This window comes from Desulfuromonas sp. AOP6, from assembly GCF_009731355.2.
Taxonomy (GTDB): domain Bacteria; phylum Desulfobacterota; class Desulfuromonadia; order Desulfuromonadales; family SZUA-540; genus SZUA-540.
In genome coordinates this window covers 2,366,651-2,388,169 of the sequence record NZ_AP022810.1, presented here as the reverse complement: position 1 = coordinate 2,388,169, position 21,519 = coordinate 2,366,651, and the positions used below count along the sequence as shown (strand labels likewise).

19 protein-coding genes are annotated in these 21,519 nt (G+C 55.1%); 16 read left to right on the top strand and 3 right to left on the bottom strand.

Features of this window, described 5'->3' with window-relative positions:
- The first annotated feature begins 68 nt into the window (after nt 1-68).
- From ftsH to asnS, 16 genes are all read left to right on the top strand, one after another.
- A complete protein-coding gene (ftsH, locus tag AOP6_RS11150; protein ID WP_155876810.1) occupies nt 69-1,946 on the top strand; it encodes an ATP-dependent zinc metalloprotease FtsH in 1,878 nt (625 codons plus the stop codon).
- On the top strand, nt 1,946-3,169 hold the full coding sequence (gene folP, locus AOP6_RS11145; RefSeq protein ID WP_155876809.1) for a dihydropteroate synthase: 1,224 nt from the start codon (nt 1,946-1,948) through the stop codon (nt 3,167-3,169). Before ftsH ends, folP begins: the two co-directional genes overlap by 1 nt.
- 20 nt (nt 3,170-3,189) lie before the next feature.
- Complete coding sequence (cdaA, locus tag AOP6_RS11140; RefSeq protein WP_155876808.1) at nt 3,190-3,978, top strand: diadenylate cyclase CdaA; 789 nt, start codon at nt 3,190-3,192, stop codon at nt 3,976-3,978.
- Between the two features lie 3 nt (nt 3,979-3,981).
- Complete coding sequence (locus AOP6_RS11135; RefSeq protein WP_155876807.1) at nt 3,982-4,665, top strand: CdaR family protein; 684 nt, start codon at nt 3,982-3,984, stop codon at nt 4,663-4,665.
- On the top strand, nt 4,662-6,035 hold the full coding sequence (gene glmM, locus AOP6_RS11130) for a phosphoglucosamine mutase (RefSeq protein WP_155876806.1): 1,374 nt from the start codon (nt 4,662-4,664) through the stop codon (nt 6,033-6,035). Before AOP6_RS11135 ends, glmM begins: the two co-directional genes overlap by 4 nt.
- Before the next feature lie 2 nt (nt 6,036-6,037).
- On the top strand, nt 6,038-6,757 hold the full coding sequence (locus AOP6_RS11125; protein WP_155876805.1) for a pyridoxine 5'-phosphate synthase: 720 nt from the start codon (nt 6,038-6,040) through the stop codon (nt 6,755-6,757).
- Between the two features lie 4 nt (nt 6,758-6,761).
- The gene (acpS, locus tag AOP6_RS11120) at nt 6,762-7,142 is read left to right on the top strand and encodes a holo-ACP synthase (protein WP_155876804.1); all 381 of its coding nucleotides are present in this window, start codon (nt 6,762-6,764) and stop codon (nt 7,140-7,142) included.
- Nucleotides 7,142-8,686, top strand: a complete 1,545-nt coding sequence (locus AOP6_RS11115) for an NAD(P)H-hydrate dehydratase (protein ID WP_155876803.1) — start codon at nt 7,142-7,144, stop codon at nt 8,684-8,686. Before acpS ends, AOP6_RS11115 begins: the two co-directional genes overlap by 1 nt.
- Nucleotides 8,687-8,695: 9 nt before the next feature.
- Nucleotides 8,696-9,145, top strand: a complete 450-nt coding sequence (locus AOP6_RS11110) for a CBS domain-containing protein (RefSeq protein ID WP_155876802.1) — start codon at nt 8,696-8,698, stop codon at nt 9,143-9,145.
- 3 nt (nt 9,146-9,148) lie between these two features.
- A complete protein-coding gene (tsaE, locus tag AOP6_RS11105) occupies nt 9,149-9,637 on the top strand; it encodes a tRNA (adenosine(37)-N6)-threonylcarbamoyltransferase complex ATPase subunit type 1 TsaE (RefSeq protein WP_155876801.1) in 489 nt (162 codons plus the stop codon).
- 210 nt (nt 9,638-9,847) lie between these two features.
- A complete protein-coding gene (locus tag AOP6_RS11100; protein ID WP_155876800.1) occupies nt 9,848-11,080 on the top strand; it encodes an aspartate kinase in 1,233 nt (410 codons plus the stop codon).
- Nucleotides 11,081-11,130: 50 nt separating this feature from the next.
- Nucleotides 11,131-12,696: a citramalate synthase gene (gene cimA / locus AOP6_RS11095; RefSeq protein ID WP_155876799.1), complete on the top strand. Its 1,566-nt coding sequence runs from the start codon at nt 11,131-11,133 to the stop codon at nt 12,694-12,696.
- Between the two features lie 58 nt (nt 12,697-12,754).
- Nucleotides 12,755-13,264: a helix-hairpin-helix domain-containing protein gene (locus AOP6_RS11090; protein WP_225897387.1), complete on the top strand. Its 510-nt coding sequence runs from the start codon at nt 12,755-12,757 to the stop codon at nt 13,262-13,264.
- Between the two features lie 538 nt (nt 13,265-13,802).
- Nucleotides 13,803-15,389, top strand: coding sequence for a peptide chain release factor 3 (locus tag AOP6_RS11085; protein WP_155876797.1), 1,587 nt, complete (start codon nt 13,803-13,805; stop codon nt 15,387-15,389).
- Nucleotides 15,390-15,454: 65 nt separating this feature from the next.
- Nucleotides 15,455-16,309 carry an MBL fold metallo-hydrolase gene (locus AOP6_RS11080; protein ID WP_155876796.1) on the top strand — a complete coding sequence of 285 codons (855 nt, stop codon included), beginning with the start codon at nt 15,455-15,457 and terminating at the stop codon, nt 16,307-16,309.
- Between the two features lie 187 nt (nt 16,310-16,496).
- Nucleotides 16,497-17,879, top strand: coding sequence for an asparagine--tRNA ligase (asnS, locus tag AOP6_RS11075; RefSeq protein WP_155876795.1), 1,383 nt, complete (start codon nt 16,497-16,499; stop codon nt 17,877-17,879).
- Nucleotides 17,880-17,904: 25 nt separating this feature from the next.
- On the opposite strand, the gene AOP6_RS11070 is transcribed toward asnS, so the two are convergent.
- From AOP6_RS11070 to AOP6_RS11060, 3 genes are all read right to left on the bottom strand, one after another.
- Nucleotides 17,905-18,804, bottom strand: coding sequence for a selenium metabolism-associated LysR family transcriptional regulator (locus AOP6_RS11070; RefSeq protein ID WP_155876794.1), 900 nt, complete (start codon nt 18,802-18,804; stop codon nt 17,905-17,907).
- Nucleotides 18,805-18,842: 38 nt separating this feature from the next.
- Nucleotides 18,843-19,478 carry a hypothetical protein gene (locus AOP6_RS11065; protein ID WP_155876793.1) on the bottom strand — a complete coding sequence of 212 codons (636 nt, stop codon included), beginning with the start codon at nt 19,476-19,478 and terminating at the stop codon, nt 18,843-18,845.
- Nucleotides 19,479-19,575: 97 nt separating this feature from the next.
- Complete coding sequence (locus tag AOP6_RS11060) at nt 19,576-21,510, bottom strand: cation acetate symporter (RefSeq protein WP_155876792.1); 1,935 nt, start codon at nt 21,508-21,510, stop codon at nt 19,576-19,578.
- Between the last annotated feature and the right edge of the window lie 9 nt (nt 21,511-21,519).

Genomic DNA, 21,519 nt, shown 5'->3' with positions numbered 1-21,519 from the left:
AGTTTCGGATGACTATTCACACCCCTTGTTCGAGGGGGATGAAAAAAAAATAAAACTTAGGGGGTACAGTGAATCAATTTTATAAAAATATTGCACTCTGGCTGGTCATCTCTTTGGTGATGATTTTGCTCTTCAACATGATGACCCAAAAGGGCACCGAGCAGCAAGCCATAAGCTATACCGCCTTTCTGGCTGCAGTTGAAGAAGGGCAGATTCAGGAAGTCACTGTTCAAGGGTCGAATATCGAAGGCAAATACAAAGATAATACTTTTTTCAAGACGTTTGCGCCAAGCGACCCCGAACTGATCCCGGCCCTGCGTGAAAAGGGTGTGATCATACAGGCCAAACCCGAAGGCGATCGCAGTTTCTGGTTTACCCTGCTGGTGTCATGGGGACCTATTCTGCTGCTCATCGGGGTATGGATCTTCTTTATGCGGCAAATGCAGTCCGGTGGCGGCAAGGCCATGAGTTTCGGCAAGAGCCGGGCCAAGCTGCTGAACGAGACTCAAGCGGTCGTGACATTCAGTGATGTGGCCGGCATTGACGAAGCCAAGGACGAACTCGAAGAAATTGTTTCTTACCTGAAGGACCCCAAGAAGTTTTCTCGCCTTGGAGGCAAAATCCCCAAAGGTGTTCTTCTGGTGGGCTCGCCCGGTACCGGTAAGACTCTTCTAGCCCGTGCCATTGCTGGAGAGGCCGGCGTTCCCTTTTTCTCCATTTCCGGTTCCGATTTCGTCGAGATGTTTGTTGGTGTCGGCGCCAGCCGGGTGCGAGATCTTTTCGTGCAGGGCAAGAAAAACGCGCCCTGCATCATCTTCATCGACGAAATCGATGCCGTCGGCCGCCATCGTGGCGCCGGCCTTGGTGGGGGACATGATGAGCGCGAACAGACCCTCAACCAGCTTCTCGTCGAAATGGATGGGTTCGAGTCCAATGAAGGCGTCATCCTGATTGCAGCCACCAACCGGCCCGATGTCCTCGACCCCGCTCTCCTGAGACCTGGTCGCTTCGATCGGCAGGTTGTGGTGCCGAGGCCCGACGTGAAGGGGCGGACTAAGATTCTCCAGGTGCATTCCCGTAAAGTGCCCTTGAGCCAGGATGTGAATCTTGAGGTGGTCGCCAAAGGGACTCCCGGTTTTTCGGGTGCAGACCTCGCCAATCTTATCAATGAGGCCGCCCTGCTAGCTGCCCGGGCCGACAAAAACGAAGTCACCATGGAAGATGTTGAAACAGCCAAGGACAAGGTTCTCATGGGCGCAGAGCGTCGATCCATGGTGATTACCGAAGAGGAAAAAAAGGTGACGGCCTATCACGAAGCCGGTCATGCCCTTGTGGCTCTCTTCATCCCGGGCGCCGATCCTGTGCACAAGGTATCCATTATCCCACGCGGAAGAGCCATGGGGGTCACCATGTATCTTCCTGAAGTGGAAAAGTACAACGAAACCCGCGAGGGGCTCTACACCCGGATATGCACCCTGATGGGCGGCCGTGTGGCCGAAGAAGTCATGTTCAACAGCATCACCAGCGGCGCCAGCAACGACATAGAGCGAGCTACGGCGATCGCCCGCAAGATGGTGTGCGAGTGGGGCATGAGTGAGAAACTCGGTCCTCTGGCCTTCGGGGACAAGGAAGGTGAAGTTTTCCTGGGTCGCGACATGGGGCACGTGAAGAACTACAGCGAGGCTACCGCTGTCGAGATCGACAGCGAGATCCGGCGCATCGTACAGGAGAACTATGACCGCACCCGGGAGATTCTCAGGACGAACAAGGAAGCTCTCTCCAAAGTTGCGGAGGCGTTGCTGGAGAGGGAAAACCTTGATGGCAGTGAACTCCGTGAGATGGTTTTTGGCAAAAAAGGCGAAAGCGCGGTAGAAGAGGCCGGAGAGACGATCTCGCCTGGCGAAGAAGGATCTTGCGTGGAGACTGTACCTGGGACAGACGCTTAATGCCTTTTGCTCTCCGTCTTCTGCAGATTGCTGATGAAGTGGCAGCACGCCTTGAGATACAACGCATAGGCGCCGATCCTGCGGGCGTAGAAAAGATGGCCGGTAAAATGGTGCCGGCTCTGGTGAAGATATCGGCTCTCCCTTGTCGTTGCGCCAATATCCTCAAACAGGAGATGTTGGCTGTCGGGGGTGACGCAGCCGTTGCCCGTGGAAGTGTGGCCTGCTCCATAGAGCACACGGACACCATCCTGATTGGCACGCGCAAACAGTTGGGTCTTCTTAGTCGCCGTCTTGGTGCTCAGCCTTTTGGTCTGGCTGCCCTGGGACAAGAGATCGCAGCATTTCTCCGCGATGTGGAAAGCGCGCCCTCCCAACTTTATGGACAACATGGCTGTCTGGATCTCTCCCGTCCGGCGGTCATGGCGATATTGAACATTACCCCTGATTCCTTTTCTGATGGGGGACGTTATCAGAACCTTGATGATGCCTTGCGGCGAGTCGAGGCCCTGGTTTCCGAAGGTGCCGATCTGATTGACGTCGGCGGTGAAAGCACCCGCCCTGGAGCGGAGGCCGTGGAGAGCCGGCAAGAGGTGGGCAGGGTCGTCCCTGTCATTGAGGCAATCAGGAAGCGCTTCGATGTACTTCTTTCCGTCGACACCACCAAAAGCGAGGTTGCTGCCGCGTCCCTTGACGCAGGAGTCCATTTTATCAACGATATAAGCGGCATGCAGTTTGATTCCCGCATGGCCGCAACGGTTGCTTCCCGCGGGGCCGGGGTTTTTATCATGCACACCCGCGGCCGCCCGGACACCATGCAACAGGAAACCCGCTATCAGGATTTGCTGGGAGAGATCATTGCCTATCTCCGGCAGTGTCTCGATCAAGGGAGAGCGGCCGGGATTCCTGACAGCCATATGGCGGTGGATCCTGGAGTCGGCTTTGCCAAGGACCTTGACGGCAACCTGGAGATTATCCGAAGATTGGGGGAATTACGGTCTCTCGGTCGACCTATTCTCCTCGGCACCTCCAGAAAAGGATTCATCGGAAAGATCCTCGATGAACCGAACCCTGAGGAGCGGGTGATTGGTACCATGGCGACGGTCGCGTTGGGTGTCCAGCAGGGGGCATCCCTGTTCCGTGTCCACGACGTCAAGGCTGCCAGGCAGGCGGCGGATATGGCTTGGGCCATCTGCAAGCCAAGAGGTGATGTTATAAACAAATAGAATCAAGGCCGGTGTTCCTTATGGGCGATTTGTTGGAAGGGTTTAAAAATTTCAGGTGGTTGCTGGACCTGCTCGATATCGTCCTTGTTGCCTATATCATCTACCGCATTATCCTGCTCATCAAGGGGACGCGGGCCGTGCAGATGCTGCTGGGCCTTGCCGTCATCCTTATTGTCTATGTCGCCTCCCAGATCGGCGGCCTCTACACTCTGCACTGGCTGCTCGATAACTTCCTGTCGTCCATCATCCTGGTGATTGTCGTTATTTTCCAGAATGATATCCGCCGCGCCCTGATCCATGTCGGCCGTAATCCCTTCTTTGCCGATCTGTCTTACAAGGAAGAGACGGAGGTCATGGAGGAGTTGATCAAAGCGGCCCTCAACCTGGCCAACCGGCGTATCGGCGCCCTCATCGTGATCGAACGGGAGACGGGATTGAAGGATTTCCTTGAAGTCGGAGTGGAAATCGACGCCAAGGTTTCCAGTGACCTGATCACCTCTATTTTCCTCCCATATTCACCTATTCATGATGGAGCCCTGGTTGTCCAGCAGGGGAGGCTGAAACGAGCCGGCTGCTTCCTGCCCCTCTCCCAGAACCCTGATATCAGCAAAACGCTGGGAACCCGCCATCGGGCGGCTATTGGTCTGACAGAGCTGGTGGATGCGGTGGCTATCGTGGTGTCGGAAGAAACCGGCAAAATTTCCGTTGTCGTTGGCGGCCGCATTACCCGCGACCTTGACTCAACCTCCCTGAAGAGGGTTCTCAAGCGACTGCTTGAACCCAAAACAGCCAAGAAAAAGAGCGGATAAATCATGTTCGCCAAAATGATGGAAAACTGGCTTCTTAAACTGCTTTCGCTCTCTTTTGCCCTGGTGCTGTGGTTTTTTGTCATGGGGGAGCAGAAACTGGAGTTGGGCTATGCCGTCCCTCTGGAGCTCAAGAATACGCCCCAAGGGCTGATGGTAGCCAACGAGGTGCCCAGTCTGGTCGACGTACGCATCAGCGGTCCCCGGACTCTCCTCATGAACCTGAGCCCCAGCGATATCAGCATCTCTGTCGACCTCAAGGATCTTCAACCTGGATTGACCTCCTTTAAACGTTTGGAAGAGAGGCTGAATATTCCCAGTGCTCTCAAGGTGACCCGGCTTTCACCCTCCTTTGTCGATGTCAAGCTTGAGCGCATTCGTAGCAAAACTGTGCCGGTCATGCCGGTTGTTTCCGGGCGCCCTGCCGAGGGCTTTGTGGTCAAGTCTGTCCGGGCCACGCCGGATAGGGTCGATATCGAAGGGGCCGAAAGCGAACTCAAGGATGTGACGGAGATCTCAACCGAGTCCGTCGACGTGGAGGGAGTGAAGGAAAGCTTTACCTTGATGGTACCCATCAACTATCGAGGCAAATACACGGGACTCAAGGATAAAAAATCAGCTGAGGTTCTTGTGGTGGTAGAACCACTACCGGGTGATTTGAAGCAAGGGGAAAGGAAGAGGCCGGAATGAGCAAGAAACTGTTTGGCACGGATGGTGTTCGCGGTGTGGCCAATGTCTATCCGATGACCACGGAGATGGCCATGCAGTTGGGCCGGGCCGCTGCCTACATCTTCAAGAAGGATAACCGGCGCCACCGCATTGTCATCGGCAAGGATACCCGTTTGTCCGGCTATATGATCGAAAATGCGCTTTCGGCGGGGATTTGTTCCATGGGAGTCGATGTCCTGCTGGTTGGGCCCTTGCCGACACCCGGAATCGCTTTTATCGCCAGGTCCATGCGCGCTGATGCCGGCGTAGTGATATCCGCCTCCCACAATCCTTACCAGGACAACGGGATCAAATTCTTTTCAAGGGATGGCTTTAAGTTGCCCGACGAGGTCGAGCTGAAAATTGAAGATCTTATTTTCAGTCAGAAAATCGATTCTTTGCGGCCAACGGCAGCTGAAGTCGGCAAGGCTTTTCGCCTCGATGACGCCCAGGGTCGTTATATTGTTTTTCTGAAGAACTCCTTTCCGGGCGATATGGATCTGACCGGCCTGAAAATCGTGCTGGACTGCGCCAACGGGGCCGCTTACAAGGTGGCTCCTGCTGTGCTGGCGGAGCTCGGGGCCGAGGTCATCTCCATTGGCGTGTCGCCCAACGGTACCAATATCAATGCCGACTGCGGTTCTCTGCACCCTGAGATTCTGTCGGAAAAGGTCAAGGAGCACCGTGCCCATCTTGGTATCGCCCTTGATGGTGATGCCGATCGGGTGATCTTCGTCGATGAATTCGGGCGCGAAGTCGATGGTGATCACATCATGGCCATTTGCGCTACCCAGATGCTGGCCGAGGGACGGCTTGCCCATAACACTTTGGTCGCGACGGTTATGAGCAACATGGGGCTGGATATCGCTTTACGCAAGGCGGGTGGCAAGGTCGTCAAGACAGCCGTCGGCGATCGCTACGTGGTGGAGGAAATGCGCCAGCATGGGTACAACCTTGGTGGTGAACAGTCCGGGCATATGATCTTTCTTGATCACAACACGACCGGCGACGGCATGGTTTCCGCATTGCAGGTGCTGGCCATTATGCAACGCAGCGGGCGTTCTCTGGCTGATTTGGCGGAAATCATGATCGCCCTGCCCCAGGTATTGCTCAATGTCCGAGTGGCTGAGAAAAAAGATATCAACGACATTGCCGACATTCGTAAAACGATTTCAGCGGTGGAAAAAAAACTGGGCGACTCCGGACGTGTGCTTATCCGCTACAGTGGTACGGAGCCCCTATTGCGCGTCATGCTGGAAGGACAGGATAAGGTGGAGATTACCGGTTACGCCCAGGAAATAGCGGCCATGATCGAGAAACATCTCGGTGCCGGCAGGAAAAAGGAGGCATGAGAGTGGCCAAGTTGGGGGTCAATGTCGATCATGTAGCCACTGTGCGCCAGGCGAGGGGGACCGTCGAGCCTGACCCGGTCATGGCTGCCGCTTTGGCGGAGTTGGCTGGCGCGGAAGGAATTACCGTCCATCTGCGGGAAGATCGGCGCCACATTCAGGACCGGGATGTCGAAATCCTGCGGAAAACCGTGAAAACCCGCCTCAATCTGGAAATGGCCGCCACCGACGAAATGGTGGCCATCGCCCTCAAAATACTGCCCGATATGGTGACCCTTGTCCCGGAAAAACGGGAAGAGCTTACCACCGAAGGGGGGCTCGATATCTGTATGAACCGCCATCATGTGCAGAAACAGACGGGTTTTCTGCGTCAGGGGGGGCTCGTCGTCAGTCTTTTTGTGGATCCCGATCTTGAGCAGATCAAGATGGCGCATCGCGTCGGCGCCCAGTTTGTTGAGATCCACACGGGAACCTACTGCGAAGCACGTCTCCCGGAAGATCGCCAGAAGGAGCTGCAGAAGATTGAGCAGGCTATCCGTGCCGCACGAAAGCTGGGGCTTGGAGTCAATGCCGGTCATGGCCTGAATTATCTGAACCTCCGCGAAGTGGTAGCCCTCGGCGGGATAGAAGAATACAATATCGGGCACAGCATTGTTTCCAGGGCGGTTCTGGTCGGCATGGAGCGCGCGGTTCGCGAAATGGTCGCCCTGGTCAAGGGAGGCTGATTCGGTGGGTATCGCCGGTGTAGGTACAGACCTGGCTCGGATAGGGCGTTTTCGTCGTTTCGTCCAGGAGGGGAAGGCTGGTATCATAGACCGGATTTTCACGGTGGAAGAAAGGCGCTATGCCATGGCCATGAAGGATCCTTCGCCCCACCTGGCTGCTCGTTTCGCTGCTAAAGAGGCTTTTCTCAAAGCACTCGGCCTCGGGCTTCGCGAAGGTATTTCCTGGCAGGACATGTCTATTGAACGGGACGAGCTTGGTAAGCCGTCCATGCGACTCAACGGCCGCGCCGCCGAGATCTTCCAGGCGAGGGGCCTCTCAGCCCTGCATCTTTCCTACAGCCATGACGGCGATTATGCGCTGGCGACGGTTATACTGGAGAAGTGATGAAGCTGTACAGTGCTGACCAGGTGCGGGAGTTTGACCGCCAGACCATGGACGAGATTGGCATTCCCGGCATTGTTCTCATGGAAAACGCCGGCGTCGCTGCCACTAACCTGTTCTGTGCCCATTTTGTCGACGTTTTCCCCGGACCAGTCGTCGTGCTGGCCGGCAAAGGAAACAACGGCGGCGACGGTTATGTCATGGCCCGTCATCTGCTCAACCGTGGCTGGCAGGTTGTCACCCTGATCCTCGCTGAAAGTGAGGCTATCAGCGGAGATGCGGCGCACAACCTGAGGGCTCTGATAGCCTGCGGGGGAGTTGTCGAGTTCTGCCCCGAGGAGACGTCTCTCGATCTGGCCCTGGAGAGTCTGAATGTCCGCGTCATTATTGATGCCTTGTTCGGGACCGGCTTGTCCTCACCGGTTCGTGGTCATTATGCCAGAGCCATCGACTGGATCAACGGGAAGGGCTATCCAGTTTTTTCCGTTGACATCCCTTCGGGGATAGACGCGACCAACGGTCGCGTGCTAGGCAGGGCGGTAAAGGCCAAAGAGACGGTTACCTTCGCAGTCGGTAAAGTAGGACAGGTGTTGGCGCCGGGGTGTGAATATGTTGGCAGGTTGCATGTTGCCGATATCGGGATTCCCCCACAGGTGACGAGTCGTGGGCGAGGTGTTGTCTTCGTAGAGGCCGCCGAAGCCTCCGCGCTTTTTCCAATGCGTCCCTTCGCTGGCCATAAAGGGACTTTCGGGCACCTGGTGGTCGTGGGCGGATCAAAAGGAAAATCCGGAGCGGCCGCCATGACCGCAGAAGGAGCCCTGCGATCCGGGGCCGGACTGGTGACTGTCGCCTGTCCCGCCGGTATTCACGATATCCTTGAGACTAAGCTCACCGAGGCAATGACCGTTTCTTTGCCGGACGCCGCCGGTTCCCTTGATCTGCGTGCGTATGACGATATTAAACGTCTGTGGCGGCAAAAGCAGGCGCTCGCTCTTGGACCCGGCTTGGGCTTGTCCGAGGGGGGCGCGGCCCTTGCTGGCTGTATCGTCCGTGATTGCCCGCTCCCTCTGGTTGTTGACGCGGACGGCATCAATGTTCTGTGTGATCAGAAAGACCTGCTGTCTGCTCGGCCTGCCGGGACGACCGTGCTGACCCCTCATTCGGGCGAGATGTCCCGACTGACCGGGGTGCCGGTAAGTGAGATTGAGGCGGACCGGGTTGGTGTTGCCGGCGATTTTGCCAAAAAATACGGCGTGGTTCTGGTGCTGAAGGGGGCCAGGACAGTCATCGCTTCTCCAGATGGAGATCTGTTCATAAACAGTACAGGGAACCCCGGCCTTGCCACGGGCGGTATGGGTGATGTGCTGACCGGAGTCATTTCCGGCCTGCTTGTTCAGGGACTGCCTCCGCTTGAAGCCGCCGTCCTTGGGGTTTTCTGGCATGGTTGCGCCGCCGATGACCTTGGCCAGGTCCAGGGCAATGCTGGTATGACCGCCACTGACCTGCTGCGACAACTGCCTTTAACGCGTCACCAAATTCTGACCTAAGGAGATCTCATGCTGCACGCTAAAGATATCATGACAACAAAAGTCCATACGGTAACTCCCGCCACCACAGTGGACGAACTGGCGCGCCTCTTTGTAGAAACGGGTGTCAATGCCATGCCGGTGGTTGATGAGGAGGGCGTCCTCCTCGGCCTGGTGACCCAGACTGACCTGGTTGAACAGGATCGCCCCCTGCACATTCCTACGGTGATCTCGATTTTCGATTGGGTACTCTATCTGGAAAGTGAAAAGGATTTTCGCGAAGAAGTGCAAAGAATCACAGCCCGCACCGTCGGAGAGATCTATACACCGGATGTCGAGGCTTGTACGCTGGAGACCAGTGTCGCCGAAATTGCCTCGGTCATGACCGAGAAAAAGGTCCACCTCCTTCCCGTTGTCGATGAAGGAAAGCTTGTTGGTGTCGTGGCCCGTCTCGATGTCATTCGCAGCATGGGACGTTGAAACGTGCTGAGCTGGTCTGTTAAGACCGAATCCCCAGCCCAGACGGCGGAGCTTGGTTTTCTGCTAGGGCGTTTGCTTGACAGGCCCCTGGTCATTCTGTTGTCGGGGGATCTCGGCGCTGGAAAAACCTGCTTTACTCAAGGCGTTGCCCGCGGTCTTGACGTCAATGAAGCCGAACCCGTTACCAGCCCGACCTACACCCTCATGAACCAGTACGGTGGCCGGTTACCCCTCTATCACTTTGATCTGTATCGCCTGAATCAACTGGACGATCTGGTCGATATTGATTTCGATGACTATCTCCATGGCGATGGCATCGTGGTTGTTGAATGGGCCGACCGTTTTACAGAACTGGACATCGATGGACTGCGTGTTCATATTGAGCACAAGGATAACGACGTTCGTAGTCTGGTGTTTCGAGGCAATACAACCAGGTCGAGCGAACTGCTCACTGCTCTGGAGAAATGCTTTGACCGGGATGGAAATTCTTGATAAGAAAGTAACTTTGTAAGCGTCTGTGGGCGCACTGCAAATATTAAGCAGTAACTCCGCCAGGTCGGTCAAGGTCCCCTTGAACCCTTTAGACAGCTTTTATGATGGAGTCCCTGCAGGCGTTGTCCGGTTGGGTGCCAGGTTTTTTGGGACGGAAAATTTATCCGGCGACCATTGTGGCCGCTTTTTTTAGAAGGAGGACAGGATCCTATGGCCCTCGTAGTACAGAAGTACGGTGGGACCTCTGTTGGAACCATCGATAGAATCCGCAATGTGGCGCGCCGCGTGGCCAAGACCTACGATGATGGGAATGATGTCATCGTCGTTGTGTCGGCCATGTCCGGAGAAACCAACAAGTTGGTCGCCTTGGCCAACGAAATGTGTGAATTCCCCAGCGAGCGTGAATATGACGTCCTTGTCGCCACTGGAGAGCAGGTCACCATCGCGCTGTTGTCCATGTGCCTGCAGTCCATGGGCTACAAGGCCAAGAGCTACATGGGACACCAGATCCCTATTCTTACCGACAGCGTTTTTTCCAGGGCGCGCATTGAAAAAATTGACGACAAAAAGATCCGGGAAGATCTCAAAAACGGGTCTATTATCGTGGTCGCCGGTTTCCAGGGCACCGACAGGGAAGGGAATGTGACCACCTTGGGGCGTGGCGGTTCGGATACCTCCGCCGTTGCTGTGGCCGCAGCCCTCAAGGCAGATGTCTGCGAAATCTATACGGATGTGGACGGCGTCTACACGACTGATCCGCGCATTGTACCGACCGCATCCAAGATTGAGAAGGTTTCCTATGACGAAATGCTCGAAATGGCCTCCCTCGGCGCCAAGGTTCTGCAGATCCGCTCTGTAGAGTTTGCCAAAAAATATGGGGTGATTGTGCATGTTCGTTCCAGTTTCAACGATAATCCAGGCACGCTGGTGATGAAGGAGGATGCAGATATGGAATCCGTGCTGGTTTCAGGTATTACCTATAACAAGGATGAAGCAAAAATTTCGGTGATGCGCGTACCTGATAAGCCGGGTATTGCGGCGCAACTTTTCTCCCCCTTGAGCCACGCGGGAATCACGGTGGATGTGATTATCCAGAACGTCTCCAATGAGGGATACACCGACATGACCTTCACTGTGCCCCGGGCGGATTTCAAAAAAGCCCTCAAAATCGTACAGGAGACCGCCAAGGACATCGGTGCCGGCGGCGTGCTTCAGGACGAGAGTATCGCCAAAGTATCCATCGTTGGCGTCGGCATGCGTTCCCACTCGGGTGTTGCCAGTAAAATGTTCCAGACTCTCTCCCAGGAGGGTATCAACATCCAGATGATCTCCACCAGCGAGATCAAGGTCTCCTGTGTTATCGACGAGAAGTATACCGAACTGGCCGTTCGTGTGCTGCACGAGGCGTTTGACCTGTCCAAAAAGGACGCCAAGGCAGAGTAGAACAGTTTGGGCAGTATTTTACCGAATAAAAGAACAGAGGAAGGTCTTTGATGAGTTTGATTCAACTCTACGATACGACGCTGCGCGACGGTACTCAGGCTGAAGACGTATCCTTTCTGGTGGCGGACAAGATCCATATTGCCCAAAAGCTGGACGAGCTGGGGATTCACTACATTGAAGGCGGTTGGCCCGGTTCCAATCCCAAGGATATCGCCTTTTTCAAGGATGTGAAAAAGGTTCGCCTGCAGCAGGCGAAAATCGCCGCTTTTGGTTCGACCCGTCGGGCCAAGACCACGCCTGACAAAGACAACAATATCCGCACCCTGGTTCAGGCCGAGCCGGACGTCGTGACGATCTTCGGCAAGACCTGGGATTTTCATGTGCGGGAGGCGCTGCGCATCAGTCTGGAGGAAAATCTCGAACTCATCTTTGACTCGCTAGAGTATCTCAAGAAGAATGTCGGCGAAGTCTTTTACGATGCCGAGCATTTTTTCGACGGTTATCGTGCCAATCCCGAATATGCCTTGAAAACCCTCAAGGCAGCCGAGGAAGCTGGCGTTGATTGCATCGTTCTGTGTGACACCAATGGGGGCACTCTTCCTCATCAGTTGCCTGAGATTCTTGCGGCGGTGAAAAAAACCGTCAAAACACCTCTGGGTATTCACACCCACAACGACAGTGAATGTGCCGTGGCCAACTCGCTTGTGGCCGTGGAGCATGGCATCGTTCATGTACAGGGTACAATTAACGGTTTCGGCGAGCGTTGCGGCAACGCCAATCTTTGCTCCATCATTCCGGCCCTGCGCCTCAAGATGGACAAGGAATGCGTATCCGATGAACAGTTGAGTCGGCTGCGGCCCCTTTCCCGTTACATTTATGAGTTGGCCAACATGGTGCCCAACAAACACCAACCCTACGTGGGGAATTCGGCCTTTGCCCACAAGGGGGGCGTGCACGTGTCGGCAATCCAGCGTCATCCCGAAACGTATGAACATATCCGGCCCGAAAAAGTTGGCAACGTCACCCGGGTCCTGGTCTCCGATCTCTCCGGGCGCTCCAACATCCTAGCTAAAGCCGAAGAGTTCAATATCAATCTTGACAGCAAAGATCCGGTTACCCTTGAAATTCTCGAAAACCTGAAGGAAATGGAAAATAAAGGATACCAGTTCGAAGGCGCCGAAGCTTCCTTTGAGCTCCTCATGCGCAAGGCTCTGGGTAACCTGCGCCATTATTTCTCCGTTATCGGCTTCCGGGTTATCGACACCAAGCGGCACGAGGATGAGAAACCCCTGTCGGAGGCGACTGTTCAGGTCAAGGTGGGGGGCAAGATTGAGCACACCGCCGCTGAAGGCAATGGCCCTGTGAACGCCCTGGATAATGCCCTGCGCAAGGCCCTCGAAAACTTTTATCCTCAAATCAAAGAGATTAAACTCCTGGACTACAAGGTGCGAGTGCTGCCGACGGGGAAGGGGACGGCCTCTATCACGCGTGTCTTGATAGAATCCGGTGACAAGACGGGGCGCTGGGGGACTGTTGGAGTCAGCGATAATATTATCGATGCCTCCTATCATGCCCTCATTGATGCCCTGCTCTATAAGCTGATCAAAGACCAGTAGGGCTTCGGCCGTGCGGACGTCTTCCTCTGGGCTGACTCTGGGCTGCGCGTTGCTTCTGGTGTTTTCGGTCTATATGGTGAGCCGGTTGGTTTTCCGCGAGGAAAATCCGCCGGCTTTTTTTGTTTTGCAGGACCCGGGCGCTGTGGTCGGACTGGGTGACGGATTTCCTTGGCAAGGCATTCGTCAAATTGATGACGAATGTAGTCCTGAGAGCGTCATTTTGTTGACGTTTTCGGAAAGTGGAGCTGCCGCACCTTTCTATCGTGGAGGAAATACGCCACTTGTCAGCGGTGAACTTCTGTCGCTGACCCCTCTCAATGCAGAAAAAGCCACTTTGTCAAGGTCTTGGTTGCCTGCCTCCCAGCGGATTGCTCTTTCCATTCCCTTGCATCCTGACCGCATGGCCCTAGTCGATTGGACTTTTTTGCCAGGAATCGGACCCAAGTTGGCGGAGCGGATTGAAGCAGATCGTCAAAAAAATGGCGATTTCGGCTCTTTGGAGGCTTTGCAAAGGGTGACTGGAATAGGCCCGAAGCGTATCGAAAGCTGGAAAATTTTTTTCGAGTAAATTCTTTTTCACGGTAACCTGCTGTAAAATAATTACAAATTAGCTCGACCCCCTTTGACACCATGGTGCCTTTTCGTAAGGACACTCCATGTGGCATGGCTTGTGTAATAGTTCTGGCCATACCGTTTGTACGCACGAAAGCATCCTATGGAATTGCAAAAGGGGGAATAATCATGAAGTGTCCAAAATGCAAAGGCAGGATGTACGCAGAAAAATTTTATGACTTTGTCCGTTCGTTTGATGCCTGGAAGTGCTGTGCCTGTGGCGAAGTGATCGATCCGGCCATATTGGCCAATCGGGCTCGCAATCACAATCACTTTATAGGATAGTACATAATCGATATCGAACAAGAAGGCCGGAGAAAGATTCTCCGGCCTTCTTGTTTTTGGTGCGCCTGGTTTAGCGCTTTCCTGCTGTCATAGGATAGAAGGTGATCATTGACCACCTTTTGCCATTGAGGTATGATGCCACAACACGCGGGCTTTCAGGCCCGATTTTTTTATTTCTGACAGAACATGGAAAGAGGTTTAAAAGGACTGTGAAAAAGTTTAATCAGAAAGAGGTCGACAGGCGTCGTACCTTCGGGATCATCAGCCACCCGGACGCCGGCAAAACAACCCTGACGGAAAAGCTTCTCCTTTTCGGCGGCGCCATCCAGATGGCCGGCGCCGTCAAGGCTCGCAAGGCCTCGCGCCATGCCACCAGTGACTGGATGGCCATGGAACAGGAGCGCGGAATTTCTGTTACTTCCTCAGTCATGAAGTTCAACTACCGTGATTATGAAGTCAATCTGCTTGATACCCCCGGTCACCAGGATTTCTCCGAAGATACCTACCGTGTGCTGACAGCTGTCGATAGTGCTCTCATGGTCATTGACAGTGCCAAAGGGGTTGAGACTCAGACCAAGAAGCTGATGGAAGTCTGCCGCATGCGCAATACTCCTATTATGACTTTCATCAATAAATTGGATCGCGAAGGCAAGGAGCCCCTGGAACTTCTTTCAGACATTGAAGAGACGCTTCAGATCGAATGCGCGCCCATGACCTGGCCCATCGGCATGGGGAAACGCTTTCGCGGTACCTACAACCTTTATCGTAAGCAGCTCTTTCTGTTCAGTTCCGGTAAGGAGACTAAGCAACAGGACGGATTCCTGTTTGAAGACCTTGCCGATCCCCGTCTGGATGACCTGCTCGGAAGCCAGGCGGATGAGCTGCGCATGGACATTGAGCTGCTGGAGGGGGCCGCCAATCCCTTCGAACTAGAGGAATATCTGAAGGGTAATCAGACACCGGTATTTTTTGGTAGCGCCATCAATAACTTCGGTGTTCAGGAAATGCTGGACACTTTTGTGGAATTGGCTCCTGCCCCCCGTCCGCGGCAGACGTTGACGCGGGAGGTCTCGCCTTATGAAGAGGAGTTTTCCGGTTTCGTCTTTAAAATCCAAGCCAACATGGATCCTGCCCATCGAGATCGTATCGCTTTTTTCCGTATATGCTCGGGCAAGTTTACCCGAGGGATGAAGGTCAGGCACCACCGCATCGGCAAGGAAATTCCCATCGCCAACGCCACCATCTTCATGGCCCAGGACCGCACCCATATCGAAGAAGCTTTTCCCGGTGATATCATCGGCATCCATAACCACGGAACGATCAAGATTGGGGATACCTTCACGACCAAGGAACCACTGAAATTCACCGGAATTCCCAGCTTCGCTCCCGAACACTTTCGCCGTGTCCGTTTGAAAAATCCCCTGAAAACCAAGCAGCTGGAAAAGGGACTTATCCAGCTGGCTGAAGAAGGGGCCGTGCAGCTTTTTCGCCCCCTCATCAATAGCGATTACATCCTGGGGGCCGTGGGAGTACTGCAGTTTGACGTCATTATGTCCCGGCTGAAGGCCGAATATGGCGTAGAAGCCCTTTATGAAGGCATCGATTATGCCACGGCCCGCTGGATAGGTTGTGACGACCGTAAAATGATGGCCGATTTTGAGAAGAAGAACCAGGCCAGTCTGGCCCTTGACGCCGAAGGAAACCTGACATTTCTGGCTTCCAGCGAGTGGCGCCTGGGGCATACCATTGAACAGTGGCCCGGGGTATGTTTTCACAAGACCAGAGAGCACAATTGAAAAACGGGAGCACGGCATAGTCCAAGGCGATGCCCGCCATTTCCGGATGAGGAAAGGTGTTTCTTATGGACGATCCATCAATCACCGTACTGATCGACAATCATAGCTGCCGCGAGGGTCTCCTCTGCCAGTATGGACTCAGCCTTTGGCTGGAAGCTGGGGGGAAGAAGATCCTCATCGATACAGGCAATAACGGCGATTTTCTCCTCAATGGGGACAGGCTGGGGATTCAGGCCCAGAAAGCCGATTTTCTGGTGGTCACGCATGGGCATTGGGATCATGCCGGGGGCGTTCCCCCTCTGCTGGCCAAAGGTGGTCGTCCCCGCCTCGTGATGCATCCCGATGCCTGGAAGCCGCGTCGAGCTGTTCAGGTCGATGGTTCCAGTCGTGACATCAGCGTTCCTTGGCCGGAAAGCGTGTTGGATGAGGTCGATATTATTCGGTGCCCTTCCCTGAAGCCGCAGCAATTGGCTCCGGGGATCTGGAGTACAGGGCCTATTCCCGACTGGACAGGCCTTGCAGAACAGACTGTTTTACAGGCAAAGCAGGGCGAAGAGTGGGGCATTGATTCCTTTGCCGATGAGCATGCCCTGGTGCTGGAGACGGTGGCTGGATTGGTGGTTATCAGTGGTTGCAGCCATCGAGGCATTTTCAATATTCTGCGGGCTGCCCAGTTGATGACCGGTGAAGGACAGGTTCACACCCTGCTCGGCGGTCTTCACCTCAAGGATGCCACTCCCTCTGAATGTGAAGAACTGGCCGAGCGGTTGGCCGCTTTTCATCTTTCCAATCTTTGGGTAAATCACTGCACGGGAGAGGAGGCTTTCGGTACCCTCAAGTCTCGCCTTGGACCGATGGTGTGCTGGGCCGGTTCCGGCTTTTCCGGCAAGTTGCCGGCGCTCAAACCGACCCCGCGATGAAAGTATGTTTCGGGGTGAAAGTCTGAAACGTTCCCTCTGCAGTGGTAGAGGATACGGTCATGCCGTCACCCTGGCAAAGATAGAGAGGTCCTCCGCGAGGGGGGCCTTTTCTGCTTTTCGAAGTAATTGAAAGCTGGGAGTACTTGCAGGTGATAATCTGAAGATCCATGGGATAGGGGGTAAATAGATGGAAAGAAAATCAATTCGCAAAGTCCTTGGTGGGGTGGCCCCAGGAGAAATTGTCTGCGTCAAAGGCTGGGTTCGCACCCTGCGTAGCGGCAAGGATATTGTCTTTATCGCCCTTAACGACGGCTCCTGCTTTGCCTCCCTGCAGGTGGTCGTCAGTCCGGACATTGCTGATTTTGAAAGTGTCGCTCGTGTGGGTACGGGAGCCTGTCTGGCCGTTCGTGGAGTCCTGATTGAGTCGCCTGCCGCCGGCCAGCGCTGCGAGGTTCAGGCCAGGGAAGTGGAGATCCTCGGCGATGCGGACGTCGACTACCCCCTGCAGAAAAAACGACATTCGTTGGAATTTCTGCGTTCCATCGCCCATCTGCGACCTCGCTCCAATACCTTTGGTGCTGTCTTTCGCCTCCGTAGTGCCTTGTCCTTTGCCATTCATCGGTTTTTTAACGAACGGGGTTTTCTCTACGTGCATACCCCTATTATCACAGCGAACGACTGCGAAGGGGCGGGGGAGATGTTCAGGGTGACGACCCTTGACAGTGAAAACCCGCCTAAAAATGGCAATCACATTGCCTGGAACGAGGATTTCTTTGGGGAGAAGACAGGCCTGACCGTCAGTGGCCAGTTGCAGGGTGAGCTTTTCGCCACGGCGTTCAGTGACATTTATACTTTTGGCCCGACCTTCCGGGCGGAGAATTCCAATACTAGCCGCCATGCCGCTGAATTTTGGATGATCGAGCCTGAAATGGCCTTTGCCGATCTTGAGGATGACTGCCGCCTGGCTGAGGATTTTCTTCGCTACCTTGTTACCTACACCTTGGAGCACTGTGGGGAAGACCTCGCTTTTTTCAACGAACGCATAGAAAAAGGGCTGCTCGACAAGCTGCAGACACTAGCCACTGCCAGCTTTGAGACCATGACGTACAGCGAGGCGGTGAATCGTCTGCAGGCATCTGGCGAAAATTTCCAGTTCCCCGTGGATTGGGGACTTGATCTGCAGTCAGAGCATGAGCGCTACCTGACGGAAAAGATCATCGGTGGACCTGTCTTTGTCACCGACTATCCGGTAGGTATCAAAGCCTTTTACATGCGCCTCAATGACGAAGAGAAGACCGTTGCGGCCATGGACCTGCTGGTGCCGCGTGTCGGAGAGATTATCGGCGGTAGTCAGCGGGAGGAACGTTTAGATGTACTGCAACGCCGGATGACGGAATCCGGGATCGTTCCAGAAAGCCTCTGGTGGTATCTGGACACCCGCCGCTGGGGGAGCTGTCCCCATGCCGGCTTTGGCCTCGGGTTTGAGCGTCTGCTCATGTACCTGACCGGTATGGAAAATATCCGCGATGTCATCCCGTTTCCACGTACCCCGGGGAATGCCCGCTTTTGATCCGGTCGTCTGCGGAACAGTCGTTTCAGGCTGTCGGCCCGGAGGAAAGCAGGTGTTCGAGAAAGGCCTGGGCGAGAGGGGAGAGTTGACGGTTTTTACGCTGAACCAGATAGAAGGGGCGGCGAATGTCGATTCCCTCAATGGCAACCTGCACCAGGCTCCCCTGTTCCAGGTCCTCGGCCACAGCAAGAGAAGACAGGATGGCGATGCCCAAGCCGGCCTTGACCGCCTGTCGGACGGCTTCAGAGCTGTCTATCTCCGCCACTGGCGACAGAGCCGCCGGGTTGAACCCGTGTCGAAGGAGTTCCTCGTTCATGACTGTTCGACTGCCTGACCCTTCTTCTCGCAGGATAAAGGGCTGCATGGGCAGGTCTTCGAGGGTGACGGTGGAGATTTTAGCCCAGGAATGCCGGGGGGGTACTACCAGAATAAGCCTATCCGAAAAGATCTTCCTGCTTTCCAGTGCCGGCACTTTAGTGGGCGCACCTATAATACCGATTTCCATCTCTCCTGAGAGCAGATGGTGGATGGTCTTGGCCGTATCGGCAATTTTCAGGCGCAGACGAATGGATGGGTGGAGGGACTGGAAGGACTCGATAACCCGGGGGAGGATGTAAGCGCCAGGGATGGTGCTGGCTCCCAGGACGAGGTCGCCGCTGAGTTTGCCGCTGAATTGGCGCATGGCCTGCACAGTCTCGTCACGCAATTTGATGAGCCTGACTGCGTAGCGATAGAGGAGCTCCCCGGCCGGAGTAGGTAAAACCTCGCGCCCGAGCCGGTCGAGCAGCTTTTCACCCAACAGCTCTTCGATTTGCCGAATGTGTTCGCTGATCGTCGGCTGGGTGAGAGAGACAGATTCTGCCGCTTTGGAAAAACTTTTCAGGTCGACTACTTTGCAGAAGACCTCCAGTTTTTTGATGTCCATGTCGCTTTCCGGTCGCTGAGACTGAGCAGGTAAAGAGGCTACAGCGGATTTTCTGTTTCGGGGGCGGCGTCCTTCCCGGTATTTCTCCACATGCTGCCCACTTTCAATAGACCCAGCAGGCCCAGTCCTAAGAAGAAAAATCCACGTATTCTGGCCGGCTCCTTGCCTTCGCTAAGAAAAATGATGTTCTCACTGATATCCAGCCCTTCTTCCTGAGCCAGCTTAAGCAGTTTGTCCTTATTGCCGCTCGCTACCAGTCCCCCCACCAGCATGCCTGTGATATCACGTCGGCCCAGAAAGTCGCCGGCATGGGCCTCCTGGTAGGCTTGCTGTTCGGCCGTTGAGTCGAACTTGAAGTAATAATCCTGCAGAAGTTGGATAATGTGCGGGTCCCTTGTTTCAACCAAAATATCAATAGGTTGTGCGCCGGGGGAGAGGCGCAACGGGATCAGAAAAGCTTCAAGTTCCAGAGTCCCCGAGGTGGATATGCCTTCGAGAAGATTCTGGTAGCCTCCGGTAACATGCAGCCATTCCCGCGGGGGACCATTTTGAATCAGGTCGGCCACACTGACGCTCTGCGGAGTGCGGTTACGCAAAAACAGGGAGACATCAGTCCAGCCAAGCCAGAGGAGAACCAGGCAGATGGCTGTCAGGGTAAAACGGAATCGTTTCATGGACAATATTCCTTGGGAGCGTTTTGAAAAAAAAGGGCCGCCATGTAGGCGGCCCCAGTGTATGTCAAATGAAGAACAGGGTGCAACATCTTATACTTTAAGCCGCCTCTGTCGCTTCGCTGCTGATCGCATCTTTCTGAGTCATGAGGGAGACGATGATCAGGGCGATGAAGCTCAGCGGGATGGAGATGGCTGCCGGGCTGTTGAACTGAACCGGCGCATCGCCCGGGAGCAGGCCGTAGCGGACCCACATGTCGGGAGAGATGAGGATAAGCCCCAGGGCGGAAGTGAGGCCGACGGTGATGGAGGCCGCCACGCCCTTGGCCGTTGTCTTCTTCCAGAAAAGCAGCATCAGAATCGCCGGCAGGTTGGCCGAAGCGGCTACCGCAAAGGCCCAGCCGACGAGGAAGGAGACGTTCATACCTTCAAAGACGATGCCCAGGTAGATGGCGATGCAGCCTACCACGATAGCGGCGATCTTGCCGGCTTTAACTTTACCGGCATCACTCATGTGAAGGCCGAGGAAGTTGTCCATCAGGTCATGGGCGACAGCCCCCGAGGCGGCGACAATAAGACCGGATACCGTGCCGAGAACGGTGGCAAAAGCAAGGGACGATATGACGGCGAACAGTATAACCCCGAAAGACAGTGCCAGCAGCGGGGCGCTCATGTTGTTGTCGGTGAGGTTGATGACGCCGTTGGTCATGGCGCCCACACCCAGGAACAGAGTCAGTACGTAGAAGAAGCCGATGGCCGCAATGGCGACAATGGTCGACTTACGGGCCGCTGCCTGGCTCGGTACGGTGTAGTAGCGGATAAGGATGTGGGGCAGTGCCGCAGTACCGCAGAACAGAGCCAGCATGAGGGAAATAAAGTTGAATTTCTCCGTGCCGGTAGCATTGTCGACCTTGAACTTCAGGCCAGGACGCAGTACGCGGGCGCCGGGGGTCGGTTTCTGGTAAAAGACTTCATATTTGGTGTCTCCGGCCAGGACGTATTTCTTGCCCCAGAGGATTACCGTTGAATCTTTGACGGCGGAAAGATAGGCGAAGGGACCGAGCGCGCCAGTCTGGGCTACCTGCTGGCCGTCAATGGTGATTTCCTTGAGATTGCCGACGGGGAAAAATTTGGCATCGTCCTTGGAGCCGCCGTTGTACAGTTTAGTGCCGTCCGGTTGGGTGACGACAAAGAGAGCCTCGTCCAGCGTGTAGCTGCCATCGGTGTTGGCGGCGAAAGACCAGACAGATTCTTCGCCATTGCCGGAAAGTTTAACAAGCCCGGCCTTGCCGAACTCGCCTTCCTGCCAGCCCGCCGGCGCGGTCAGTTCACCGGCCTGCAGCGAACCATCAGCCGCAACGTTGGCTGCGATGGTCTGCAGAGGCTTGGAGTTGTCGTCAAAACCTTTGGGTTCGGTGGTGAGGCCTCGTGTGAGAACGGCGCCGACGACGATCGTGGAGACAATGAGAAGCAAGGCCCCCTTGAAGAATTGCACATAGGTCGTTGACGCCATGCCGGCGGTGGCAACGATAATGGTAACGACGATGCCGACGATGCTGACGCCGACCCAGTGAGGCATGCCGAGCAGGGGCTTGACGAGAACGCCGGCGCCAACCATCTGGGGAATGAGATAGAAGACCGAAACAACCAAGGTGCTGATAGCAGCCATCAGCTGGATCCCCTTGGAGTTGAACTTGGAGTCCAGGGCGTCGGTAAAAGTGTATTTGCCCAGGCGCTTCATCGGTTCGGCCACCAGAAAGAGGGCGACCATCCAGCCCGCCAGATAGCCGATGGCGTACATCCAACCATCGAAGCCGGCGGTGGCGATCATGCCGCAGATGCCGAGGAAGCTGGCGGCGGAGAGGTAGTCGCCGGCAAAAGCGATACCGTTGGTGAACCAGTGAATGTTGCCGCCAGCGGCATAGTATCCGGCCGAAGAGGTCGTCCGGCGGGCCAGGTAGAAAGAAAGGCCCAGGACAAAGGCGACAAAGCTGAAGAAGAGGACAATGGCCAGCGGTGAAGTTTCGTAGTTCATGCGACCTCT

Coding starts and splice junctions, on each gene's coding strand:
- folP (WP_155876809.1), top strand. CDS start 1,946: ATGCCTTTTGCTCTCCGTCTTCTGCAGATTGCTGATGAAGTGGCAGCA.
- cdaA (WP_155876808.1), top strand. CDS start 3,190: ATGGGCGATTTGTTGGAAGGGTTTAAAAATTTCAGGTGGTTGCTGGAC.
- AOP6_RS11135 (WP_155876807.1), top strand. CDS start 3,982: ATGTTCGCCAAAATGATGGAAAACTGGCTTCTTAAACTGCTTTCGCTC.
- glmM (WP_155876806.1), top strand. CDS start 4,662: ATGAGCAAGAAACTGTTTGGCACGGATGGTGTTCGCGGTGTGGCCAAT.
- AOP6_RS11115 (WP_155876803.1), top strand. CDS start 7,142: ATGAAGCTGTACAGTGCTGACCAGGTGCGGGAGTTTGACCGCCAGACC.
- AOP6_RS11110 (WP_155876802.1), top strand. CDS start 8,696: ATGCTGCACGCTAAAGATATCATGACAACAAAAGTCCATACGGTAACT.
- AOP6_RS11100 (WP_155876800.1), top strand. CDS start 9,848: ATGGCCCTCGTAGTACAGAAGTACGGTGGGACCTCTGTTGGAACCATC.
- cimA (WP_155876799.1), top strand. CDS start 11,131: ATGAGTTTGATTCAACTCTACGATACGACGCTGCGCGACGGTACTCAG.
- AOP6_RS11080 (WP_155876796.1), top strand. CDS start 15,455: ATGGACGATCCATCAATCACCGTACTGATCGACAATCATAGCTGCCGC.
- asnS (WP_155876795.1), top strand. CDS start 16,497: ATGGAAAGAAAATCAATTCGCAAAGTCCTTGGTGGGGTGGCCCCAGGA.
- AOP6_RS11070 (WP_155876794.1), bottom strand. CDS start 18,804: ATGGACATCAAAAAACTGGAGGTCTTCTGCAAAGTAGTCGACCTGAAA.
- AOP6_RS11065 (WP_155876793.1), bottom strand. CDS start 19,478: ATGAAACGATTCCGTTTTACCCTGACAGCCATCTGCCTGGTTCTCCTC.
- AOP6_RS11060 (WP_155876792.1), bottom strand. CDS start 21,510: ATGAACTACGAAACTTCACCGCTGGCCATTGTCCTCTTCTTCAGCTTT.